An 11139-nucleotide genomic window follows, 5' to 3' on the forward strand; every position below is an offset into this window, starting at 1 on the left:
GGGGTGACGCCTGGCGGCGTCACCGTGCGTGGTAAGCCCGAGGCTGCGCCTCGGGGCCCGGCTGCGCCGGGCTGGGGTGGTTGGGGCAATTCGCCTGCGGCGAATTGGTTTAGGAGTGGCGGCCCCTGGCGGGGCCTCAGTTGTGAGGGTGGGCCGGTGTCGGTGCCGCACGGGCCTGACGGCCCGTCATAGGGCACGTTGACGATGTGGCGCATATTCCCAGTGATGCCCTCTCCCCTGCGGGGAGGGGTAACCCCCGAGTTCCAGCGCTGACGATAATGGCGCGAAATTCAGGAAATGGCTCTCGCTCGATTCGGGCAGGGCCAGCACCTATTTCAAAGAGATCCGGTGCCCTGCGGGCACCGAGTCTCCACCTTCTCCAGTGCGCTGGCAGTCCCCCTGCGGCGCCTGGTGGCCCGTCAGTCCGCCGAGATAGCACGCGCGCGCATGCTGCAGCACTTGCGGGCAGCGTGGGGCGGCGAGAGCTGGCTGCGCTGGGTTTCCCCAGGACCGCATCAGGCCGGCCTGCGGCCGGCGGAAGAACTCGGTCTGACGACTCGGCAGCGTAAATACGGGACGGCGGTGCCAGCCCCTGGCGGGCTGGGCCTGGCGGCTGACTGCGGCGGCACGGCCCCGGCGTGGTGAGTCTGCCGGCCTACGGCCTGCGGCGGCGTAGACAGCGCGGGCCGGGGGCGCGCCGTCCGCAACGGCGGCGGCTGGCGTCGGTCAGCGGTTGATGAGGGCGTTCAGCAGGGTGATCTGCTGCGGGTTGAGCTTCCGGTCGGAGGCGTGCCGCATCTGCTTGCGCAGCCAGGATCCGGGGCGGAAGTGCGGGTCGCTCGCGCACCCGGTGCGGTTGACTGGGGCGATGAGGCTGCCTCCTTCAGCCAGGTAAGCCGTCAGGCGACGGTAAGAGCGGTTCCAGTCCGGATCGAGCTGCCACAGCGGGTCGAGGGCGTCGAGGGCCTAGCGCTGGTGGTCGGCCAGGCCTGCGGCCTTGCGCTGGCGGCGCATCCAGGAGCCGACGGCGTAGCCGTCCAGCGTTTCCTTGGCGGGGATGGCGAGGTGGCCGGTGCGGGCCGCCCAGGCCCGGGCGTAGGCGTGGCCGCGTTCCCAGGCGCCCGCGCTCTTCGACCAGATCATGCCGAGCGCGTCGAGCTCGGCGATGCGGGCCGGGGCGAGCTCGCCACAGCTCTTGAGGCGGCGTTGCCGGACGATCCAGCCCATCAGGGGGCCGTCGTGGTCGGGGTCGGTGGGGTCCAGATGGCGATGCTGGGCGTGGAAAGCAGCTGCTGCGGCGTACATGCGCTCCCACTCCCGCCAACGCGGGCCGTCTTCCTTCAGCCGGCGGCGGCGGTGGGCGGCGCCGGCCCCGCACAGCACCAGCGAGGTCTGCGTGGTTGGGGCATCGGCCAGCAGGCGCAGGTAGTCGAGCTCGGGGGCGGCGATGCGCTGGACGTCGTCGATCAGCACCACGCCAGGGGCCTTGAAGGCGTCGATGAGCGCGCGGTCGGCCGCATCTGTACGGTTCGTCAGCGCGCCCGCCGGCAGACCGAACGCCGTCAGCAGCGCGGCGCGCAGCTGCGGCAGGGCCGGCTTCACCGCCACCTGCGCCTGGCGGACGGGAAGGCGGCGCGGCAGCAGGCCCAGGGCCCGGTGGACCGCGACCGTCTTGCCCTGCCCCGCATCCCCGTACACGCAGACGATCCCCCGCGCGGCGACCGTGTGCCCGAGCGCCTCCGCCACCTCGCCCAGCTGGCGCGTAGAGACCACATGGGCACCCGGCACGTACAACCGCACCCCCAACGGCACCGGCGGGACAGAGCCACCGGACACGGCCACCGGAACGGGCACGGCCGGCACAACAGGGTCGGTGGGGGGAGCGGGCGGGGCCTGGCCGGCCTCATCGACCGTGCCCGGCAACGCCAGCTCCGCCAGCGCCCGGTCATACACCGCCGACTCCACCCGGCCACGCCCAGGCCGGACTCCCTGCAGAACACGGCCCGCTTGCTGTTCCCGGCGCACCGCCCGGTGCAACGTCCCCAACGACGGCACCAGCCCCGCCGGCTCCTGTCCCGGATCGCACGCCGCCTGTTCGGTCAGCTCGCGGTGCAGCGCCGCAACGTTCCCGCCCAACTCGGAAAGCCGGGCCCAGAACGTGTCCGTGACCGTGAAAGCGCCACGGCGCGAAACCGGTTCCACACGACCCGACCGGCGGGCGATAGCCAGCCAGTTCCACACCGTCCGCACCGACACCCCAGCCGACTCCGCGGCGATCCGCACATGCACCGACGACACCTGCCCCGTCGCGTCCACCGCGAGCAGACGACCCACCACCACCCGCCGCAGCAACGCCCGCTCCCCCGACCGGGCCACCAACGCTCCCTTACCGGCCACGGAAGCCGGAGAAATCTCCCACGGACGACGGGAAAACGTGGACACGGGATCGGCAGTCATGCACACCAGCCCACACCCCCACCGAGACGGTGTGCACAGGAATGAGCAACCCCGTGTCAGCCAGCCACCACGTGTGATAGTCGCAATCCGCAGACTGTGACAGCGGCTTGATCACCCCGTGACAGCCAAGACCCACGACACCATCAAACAGAAGCCCAGCCCAGCACTCCCCCACCCTCAACCCGCCCGCTGCCGCCCACCCCGCTGACACCACCCCACCCACTCACACGCCGCCTGGTTGCTCGGCTGTCGGCCCATCTGCCGCCCTCGGAGCGAGGCCTGCGGCCCTCGGGAGGCACCTCCGGGCCCGCCCATCCGGGCTCGAGCCTGACGGCCCCCCGTGACAGGCCCTCACAAGCACCTCGCAATCGCGGCCCCTGACGGAACCCCAACCGCAGATCCCGGAGCGACATCCGACACGTATCCGGCGGCGTTTTCTGGGGCGTTCAAATGGCTGCCAAATAGCTCAATCATTCCTGGCCTTCGAGCGGGCGCGAGACGCGAACAGGCAACCTCGCGACCATCGTCCATCATTGCCCTATCCGGCCGGACTCAAGGCGAGAATATGCATTCCCTTCGCTCCCTTTCAAGCGGCAATCAGAAAGCCCCGCGAGGCGCAGCGACCAGAAATCGAATTCAGGCACACCGAAAAGGGGACCACGGCCCTCATCATCGACACCACGACCGCCAATCCAAGCCGCCCGGAAAATAGCGTGACCCGTCAACATGGCAATTCCGGAACAGCGCCACCAAACCGAACACCGAGCCAGGACGGACCAGGACCGCGGCCCGGACGGGCCCAGGAAGGCCGCCAAGGCGGGCGCGAGCACGGCGGGCAGGACGACCGAGCCGGGCGTAGCGGCGAGACGGGCAGGCGGCCAACCAGGACGGCGGCCAGGGCGCGGCACCGGGCGGGCGCGGGCCGCGCGGAGCAGCCGGGGCCGGTTCACGGGTTCCTGCACGTGCTGCCACACCCGAGTAATGCCAGGTCAGGAGCTCAACGCGGGTGCATGCGGGGGCCCTTGGGTGCTTCTTGTGAGTGATCGGTGCCGCAGGACATGGGCAGCACGGGGCTATGTTTCGAAACAACCACCAACCACACCGGCCCAGGCCGGCATCCGCCATGCCCCGCCCTGCCCCTTGGAGGCCCGAGATGACGCCCATCAACGACCGTGGACCCCGCCGCAAGCGCCCCACCTGGCCCGGCCCCCGCACACTCGCCACCCGCGCCCTCCTCCGCGCCGCCACGAGCGCCGGCGCCCTGCCCCTCACCCTCCTCGTCCACTGGCTCACCACCCGCTGAATCCCAGAGCTCCGCGCCCCCGCGTCGTCCTGCACGGCGGCGAGCCCCTGCTCGCCGGCCCGGCCGAAGCAGAGACCCCGACGGCACCACTTCCCGCCACCCCGCACCCCTTTGGAACATCCCGCCGCCGTGCCCTCCCGGGACAGCTCACAGTCCTCCCGGGCACGTTCCATGGCGGCCTGACGGCCACCCAGACGGCGGCGACGGCCCAGACCGCAGGCAGGACCCCGGACATCAACCCTGCCAAGACTATTCCTGACACGAATTCACGGCACACTGACAGGCCAATCCGAAAAAGAGGCTAACCGGAATTCTGGATCGAATACCAACCCAAAACATCCCCGACCGAACGCACGACCGACAGATCCCCACCGCTTCGACGAGTCAACCACACACAGTCACCGCGCAAGACCCAACCCGACCACATGACGCCACGACCAATGGTCAAGACAACACCGCATACAGAGCCATTTCAGGCCCACGAACACCAACAGGTCACACGCGCTGGCCCTTCGCCGGATCGAGCTTCGCGTGGAACACCCGGCCCTCCCCCCACGGATCATCCGGAGCGGACACCAGCACGGACACCAACTCCCGCCCGGCCGGGCCGGGCAGCGCGAAGTGGGTTCGGGATCACTCGGACTGACTGTTCACGGACAGGCACTTCGAGGAGCAAACCGAGCGTCCGCATGGTTGCAGGTTTGGGCCGTCATGCGTCATCGAGTCAGCGCTGAACCCACTGGTGCACACAATGCCCCGATCCCTACCATCACGGTGACACTACAAGGGGGAAGACGCTTTGGACATAAGGGAGTTGGCCGCAGCCGCCGTCAACGCACTCGTGAACTCAGCCACCCACACAAGAACCCCGGAGACGCCGAACGAGGACCTGACTGCGCTCCTGCGCCAGCGACTCGGCCGCACCCAGCCCGGGACTGCGGCGCTCTACCGGCTCGACACCGAGGGAGGAGGAGGCGGAGCAGCGGACATCGTGCGCAGCGTCCTGGTGGACGAGATCTCCAGCGATCCCGCCTTCGGGCAGCTTCTCCACGCCGTCTTGAGCGCCGCTCGGCCCGCGATGCCGACCATGCCAGCCGTACCCACGGGCCCGCCGTCACCGCCCCCACCCCCGCCGTATGCCCCGCCCATGCCACCGCGTCCCCGCCCGCCCAAGGGCAGGACCGCCACCGTCTGGCTGCTCGGCCTGCCCCAGTTCGTCGTCGCCGACATCGGCGCCAGCCTGGTATCCCGACAGGATTCCCTGGTGTCCGTCTACTACCTGATCCTCGCCGCTTCCCTCGCCCTCCTCGTCACCGGGATCATCCTGGGCGCCACGACACTGCTCCGATCGACCAGCCGCATGTTGATCGCAGGAATCGCAGTCGACATCCTGCTACTCCTCGACCTGTTCCGGCTCATAGCGATGAACCCGGGAAACACGTAAGGTCCCGGGCAGCAGGAGACCAGGCAGGCCGCTGTCGTCGCCGCGGCGGCGGTGGTTCCTCGTCGCCGTGACGGGCGCTCGCTCCCTCCGATGTAATGGCCTACGTCCTGCCGGCTGGCAAGCAGGCCCCCGACCAGTTGCCCGGACTGCTTCGGCTGGGGCGTGCTGCCCGGCCACGCGTGCAGTGCGTGCCGTGCAGGCACTGTTCCAGGCCGGCCGGGCCTGACGCCCGGCCTTCCTGGCCGCGCGGCCCGGTACCTGCCACGGAGGACCGCGATCGCCCGCCCCGGGACGGGCATCAAGGTGTCGGTGGGGCGCAGCCGGGTGCGGATCCGGCCGCACTTACGATTCCCTGACGTAGGTAAAGAGCAGAAGACCTTCGAGTACACCGACGGTCTGATCGCGGCGCAGCGGGCGTTGGTGGCCGTGCAGGCCGAGCGCCGCGCGTCCTGGCTGCACTGCCGTCGTGGGGTGGCGACCTGGAGGCCGCCCGGCAAGGGCTGAACGAGGAGCAGCTGGCCGAGTCCGCCCGCCTGGAGGAAGCAGAGCGGCAGGCCTCCCACGCGGTGTGGGCGGATGAGTACTGGGCGACGCTGTCCGGCGAGGACCGGGTCATCGCCCGCAGTCGGCTCCAGCACATCGACGGCGAGCCGGCCGCGGCCGCAGCGGCGTAGCGAAGGCCCGGACCGCTCGGTGGCCAGGGGCTACCGCAGGCGGAGGGCCGTTCTCGTCCACGAGGATGGTCAGCTCGCCGCTGGGGTTCTCTCGGAGGATCTTGGCCAGCTGCTGCATGTCGAGGGAGTGCTTGCTCCCGCCGGGCCGGCGCTTCGGAGCGTCGTCGCCGTCGGCGGGCGGTGTCGCTTCGCTGGTTGGCGTAGCGCACGGTGAGGGCGAGCGCGTCGGCGACGGCGTAGCGCAGATGAGCGACCGTTGCTCCCACGGGTACCGGTATCCGGCGTACCGCGGGCCCGGCGGGCAGGCGGGACAGGGCGTACTGGAGGGCAACGGTCTTGCCCGATCCCGGCTCGCCGTCGATGCACATCAGACCGCCGACTGCAGCGACGTGCCGCAGGTCCGAGGCGGTGTGGTGGAGTGCTTCGGTCACCACCACGTCCGCTTCGGGCACGAGCAGGTCCACGCCGGTCTCAGCGTCGCGGCCGGGGTTTCCCCGTTCGTCGCTCGGGCTACGGCGGGCCCGGAACAGGGGTGCGTTCAGGTCCGCCGTGGGACGCAGTCCCCGCTGACGGCGGAATTTGAGATCGTATTCCGCCGTCAGCAGGGCCTCCATGCGGGCCCAGGCCGACTTGTCCCACGCGGGAGCGTTCAGGAACCACCCTGCACGGCTGCTGGGGGACGGGGCGCCGAGGACGTCACGGGCCTGCCACAGCCAGCACCCCACGGCCTTGTCCGGCACCCGGGCCAGCACCACCGCGGCGTTGCGGTGCGGCGGGAACAGGCGCCCGACCTCGTCGATCGCCAGCAGACGTTGCACCAGCACGGTGTGGGCCAGGACGGCGCGGGCGTGCGCCGTCAGCTTGGCCCAGCCGCGGAAGTTGCCGTGGGCGGCGTCCTGGTCGGCGAAAGCGATGCCGCCGGGGTCCGCGTCTGCCCAGACGGGGTCGAAAAGCGGATCACCTCCAGGACCGCCTGCAGGGTGAGCCGGGCGAGGCACTGCCAGATGAAAATCCTGGAGGAGAGCATCGGCTCCTTGCGCAGGGTCTGGTAGCAGCCTTCTCCGCCCACGAAGACGACGGCGAGCCGGGTATAGGGGTCGTCCCAGAGGTAGCGGACGTACTCCAGCTGGTCACTGGACAGCCACTGGACCTCATCCAGGACCAGGGTGCGAGGATACGCGGAGAGCGCGGCCTTGAGAACCTGAGCGAACTCACCGGCATAGCACGGCGACTGGCCCGGCAGGCCGAGGCCGGTGAACAGTTCGCGGCACACCGCGCGAGTAGTGGGACGGGTACGGAAGGTGATACAGCGAAGACCCCCACCGCCCGTCTCCTGGGCCACCCCCGGCCGCTGGGCGGGGACCGAACAGGCCGGCTCATCCGATGCGCACGCCCCTCCCGCCCTTCAGATCCGCACGGAACCACCCCGCGTGCCACCAGACAGACAGCGACCGGAGTGGACTTGACGTGTGTACAGCAGTATGGCCACCGGGTGCTGCTGGACCGGGAGTTGTACCTGTCCGAGCAGCACGCGGATGGCCACGGGACGGGCGCTACCCGGCGCTTGCACCGGTCCGATCGACGCCGACCCGGCGGACTGCCTGGCCACCCCGCCTCCCGTCGAGATGGTGGGAGGCGGGGTGGCCAGGCTGGGTGACTGTTCACCCCGGCGGTCCTGTCAGGGAGTCACAACCCCGATCTGGCTCGCGGAGTTCTCGGTGAACCAGAGGTTGCCGTCGGATCCGGTGGCGATCTCCAACGGGTTCGAGCCGGAGGTCGGGATCGACACCTCGGAGATCGTCCCCGACGTCGTGATCTGGCCGATGTCGTTGCTGGCGTTCTCGGTGAACCACAGGTTGCCGTTCGGCCCGGTGGTGATGCCCCACGGGAACGGGAAGAGGGCATCCGTGAGGTTGTAGGCGGTGAACACACCCGCCGTGGTGACCTGTCCGATCTGCGCCGCTCCGGCGTCCGTGAACCACAGGTTGCCGTCCGGTCCTCCGGTGATGCCGATGGGCAGGGAAGCCAGTGAGGGGACCGCGTACTCGGTGACCGTGCCGCCGGTGGTGATCTGGCCGATGCTTCCGGACAGCACTTCGGTGAACCACAGGGCGCCGTCCGACCCGGCCGTAATGCTCAGCGGGTAGGCGCCGTAGGTCGGAACCGCGTACTCGGTGACCGTGCCGCCGGTGGTGATCTGGCCGATGTTGTTGGCGCCCGGCTCCGCGAACCACAGGGCGCCGTCCGATCCGACGGTGATGCCCCACGGGTAGGCGCCGGAGGTCGGGAGCGCGTACTCGGTGAAGGTGCCCCCAGTGGTGATCCGGCCGATCTTGTCGACGTTCGACTCGGTGAACCACAGAGCGCCGTCCGGCCCGGTGACGATCCCGGCCGGGCCCGCGTTGGTGGTGGGCACCGAGTACTCGGTGAACGTGCCGCCCGTGGTGACGCGCCCGATCGCGTCGGCGGAGTTCTCGGTGAACCACAGGGCGCTGTCCGGCCCTGCGGTGATGCCGACCGGGGCCGAATTGGCGGTGGGTGTCGCCAGTTCGCTGATGGTGGGGGTCAGCAGGCGGGGCTGCGATCCCCCCGCCTGGGGGTGCTTGCTCGCGAGGCAGCCCACAAGCCCCGCCGGCCCCCGGTGCTGGACGCAGGACTTCACCCACGGGCGCAGGCGGGATCCGGGGTGGTGGTGCAGGGACTGGCCGAAGGCGACGGTGCCGGGAGCCCCGACAGCGGCCGTCAGGGCCAGGACGACGAGCGCACGATAAAGCCGCCGGAGGCGGCCAGGATGGCGAGACATGAGACACCTTCCCGGAGAACGTGGCGAGGGCCGGAGCGCCGGTACGACACACACGTCACCGGCGTCGGGCCTGTAGAGGAGAGAGGCGAGGCAGTCGTCCGGTACCGCGACACGCGGCTCAGGGCGACATCGCTTTCGCGGTCGCGCTTCGGACGTACACTCCCCACTGAACGAGCGTCAAAAACAAACGATGGGGCGGAAGTCACGGACTTCCTCTTCAGGATCCATTGATGCACGTATCATCCGACTGTATTTCGCAAATCCTTACTATCTGCCGATGGTGCGTTCGTTTCCCGGCCTGACCTGGCCGGGCTCTCCTCCATGGTCGCGTTCGACCAGATGGAGTAATTGCGTTTAGCTTCCGTGCGTATACGGATATCACTATGGGTCGTCACCGGGGCGATACCCGGGACGGTTGCTGTTCCGGGCTTGGACGACGAAGGAGAGCCCATGCGTATCCGATATTCCGTAGCCGCCGTAGCCGCCGCAGCCGCGATGGTTGTCACCACCGCCGGAGTGGCCAGTGCCGCGCCCGGAGACACGGCGGTCACGTTCTCTGTCTCGGGTGGTTCGTTAGCGATCTCGGTCCCCGCCGGTCCGGTGGGTCTGGGGAGCGGACTGCCCGGAAACTCCGTCAGCGGACAACTGGGCAATGTCACGGTCACCGACTCCCGAGCTCTGCTCACGGCCGCCTGGACCGCGTCCGCGATCTCCACCAGCTTCACGACGGGCGCTGGCACGACTCCGGAGACGGTCCCGGCCAGCTCGGTCTCCTACTGGTCGGGGACCGCGAGCTCCACCACCGGGGTGGGCGTCTTCACGCCCGGCCAGGCCACGTCGGCCCAGGCCCAGAGCCTCAACGTCAGCCGCACTACCTACAGCCTCACCGCGGGCACCGGCAACAACTCCGCGACATGGAACCCCACGCTCGTCGTCGCGATCCCCGCCGCTGCGGTGAACGGCACCTACACCGGGACGGTGACACATTCGATCGCGTAGCCCAGCGGGCCTGTGGTGTGCGACCGTAGCGGTGCTCGCGTTGGTCTGCGGCGCGAGCACCGCCGCAGCCGAGGGCCAGGGCCAGACGCCGCCTCCCACCGTCGAGGGGAGCATCGGCCTCAAGTTGCTCGACGCGCCCCGGGATCGTGAGGCCGACCCGCGCGCACTCACGTACGTCGTGGACCACCTCGCGCCCGGCAGCGTCATCCACCGTCGGCTGCTGGTGACGAACACCTCCGACGTCGCCCAGCACGTCGATCTCTACGCGGGTTCCGCCGCCGTCAACAGCGGCACCTTCACCGTCGATGCCGATCGCACCCCGAACGAGCTCACGACCTGGGTCTCGGTGGACGACTGTGTCTCGGACGCGGATGTGTCCAGCAAGGCGACGGACTGCGGCACATCGGGCACTCGGCCGTCCACGCCGCCGTCCACCGCCGTGCGCGACGTCCCGGCACACGGCACGGCCGTGGTCCGCATCAGCGTCCGGGTGCCGTCGAACGCGTCCGCCGGCGAACGGTACGCCGTCCTCTGGGCGCAGGTCGCGGGCCATGCCGGCCCGGCCGGGAACGTCCGCCTGGTCAACCGCGTGGGAGTGCGGTTCTACCTCGACGTCGGTCCCGGAGGCGAGCCGCCGTCCGACTTCCGGATCGAGGGGCTGACTCCCGGGCGCGCGCCCGACGGCACACCGAAGTTGGTGGCCAAGGTCCACAACACCGGCAAGCGTGCCCTCGACCTGACCGGATCGATGTCGATGACCGACGGGCCGGGATCCCTCAGCGCCGGTCCCTACGCGGTGAACCTCGGCACCACCCTCGGCATCGACCAGACCGAGCCTGTGACCGTCCCCCTGGACAGGCAGCTTCCCAACGGACCGTGGAAGGTCCACCTCACACTGGCCAGCGGTCTGGTCCAACACACCGCCACGGCCACCATCACCTTTCCCGGCGGCTCCCAAGCCGAGGCGTCGGTCACACCGGACACGGCGGACTCCCTCGCGATGACGCCGGGCATGGCCGCGGCCGTGTCGGCCGTCTGCCTCCTGGCCGCCGGCGGCTGGATGGTTCGCCGCAGGCGGGCGAGCTGAACCCGACGGGCCCGAATGGGTTCATCGGACGGGGAGGGCGATATCAGGCGACGGAGTGGGTCACGGTGCCGGTGTAGGTGCCGACTGCCGCGGCGGCGGGGACCGTGATCACCACCGTGGGGGCCCAGCTCGTGGAGTTGTTCCCGTTGCCGGTGGAGGTGAAGGCGGTTCTCGAACTGCTGAGCGACTGTGCGGCCGAGGCACTGCTCTCCCCCGGGGTGGCCGTCACGGTTCCGTTCGTGTTCGTCGCGGCCCCGGACCAGTACGAGACGTTCATGGTGGTGATCGTCTCGGCGGACGTGCCGCCGCCGGTGGTGAAGCTCGTGGCGGACACCGTCGCCGTCCACGTGCTGGTGGCCAGTCCCCGCCCGT

At 69.9% G+C, this 11139-nt stretch carries 9 protein-coding genes; 5 read left to right on the top strand and 4 right to left on the bottom strand.

Going from position 1 to position 11139, the window contains the following annotated elements:
* Window positions 1–726 precede the first annotated feature (726 nt).
* Both ACIBEC_RS46950 and ACIBEC_RS46955 read right to left on the bottom strand, forming a co-directional pair.
* On the bottom strand, window positions 727–798 hold the full coding sequence (locus ACIBEC_RS46950; RefSeq protein ID WP_360510043.1) for a hypothetical protein: 72 nt from the start codon (window positions 796–798) through the stop codon (window positions 727–729).
* Window positions 799–966: 168 nt separating this feature from the next.
* Window positions 967–2457 carry a Helicase associated domain protein gene (locus tag ACIBEC_RS46955; protein ID WP_360510035.1) on the bottom strand — a complete coding sequence of 497 codons (1491 nt, stop codon included), beginning with the start codon at window positions 2455–2457 and terminating at the stop codon, window positions 967–969.
* Between the two features lie 1153 nt (window positions 2458–3610).
* Here ACIBEC_RS46955 and ACIBEC_RS46960 point away from each other — a divergent pair.
* Complete coding sequence (locus tag ACIBEC_RS46960) at window positions 3611–3760, top strand: hypothetical protein (protein ID WP_360510036.1); 150 nt, start codon at window positions 3611–3613, stop codon at window positions 3758–3760.
* Between the two features lie 841 nt (window positions 3761–4601).
* Window positions 4602–5204 (top strand): hypothetical protein, encoded by a 603-nt coding sequence (locus ACIBEC_RS46965; RefSeq protein WP_396290831.1) that lies wholly within the window; start codon window positions 4602–4604, stop codon window positions 5202–5204.
* Between the two features lie 1530 nt (window positions 5205–6734).
* On the opposite strand, the gene ACIBEC_RS46970 is transcribed toward ACIBEC_RS46965, so the two are convergent.
* Together ACIBEC_RS46970 and ACIBEC_RS46975 are read right to left on the bottom strand one after the other, a co-directional pair.
* The gene (locus tag ACIBEC_RS46970) at window positions 6735–7151 is read right to left on the bottom strand and encodes an ATP-binding protein (protein WP_360510038.1); all 417 of its coding nucleotides are present in this window, start codon (window positions 7149–7151) and stop codon (window positions 6735–6737) included.
* A gap of 405 nt (window positions 7152–7556) precedes the next feature.
* Window positions 7557–8681, bottom strand: coding sequence for a hypothetical protein (locus tag ACIBEC_RS46975; protein WP_360510039.1), 1125 nt, complete (start codon window positions 8679–8681; stop codon window positions 7557–7559).
* A 450-nt stretch (window positions 8682–9131) separates the two neighbouring features.
* On the opposite strand from ACIBEC_RS46975, the gene ACIBEC_RS46980 reads away from it, so the two are divergent.
* The 3 genes from ACIBEC_RS46980 to ACIBEC_RS46990 form a co-directional block, all read left to right on the top strand.
* The gene (locus tag ACIBEC_RS46980) at window positions 9132–9680 is read left to right on the top strand and encodes a hypothetical protein (protein ID WP_360510040.1); all 549 of its coding nucleotides are present in this window, start codon (window positions 9132–9134) and stop codon (window positions 9678–9680) included.
* A 31-nt stretch (window positions 9681–9711) separates the two neighbouring features.
* Complete coding sequence (locus ACIBEC_RS46985; protein ID WP_360510041.1) at window positions 9712–10767, top strand: peptidase; 1056 nt, start codon at window positions 9712–9714, stop codon at window positions 10765–10767.
* 104 nt (window positions 10768–10871) lie between these two features.
* A partial coding sequence (locus ACIBEC_RS46990; RefSeq protein WP_360510042.1) for a hypothetical protein occupies window positions 10872–11139 on the top strand: 268 nt, incomplete at its 3' end.

The organism is Kitasatospora sp. NPDC051164, from assembly GCF_044455625.1.
Taxonomy (GTDB): domain Bacteria; phylum Actinomycetota; class Actinomycetes; order Streptomycetales; family Streptomycetaceae; genus Kitasatospora.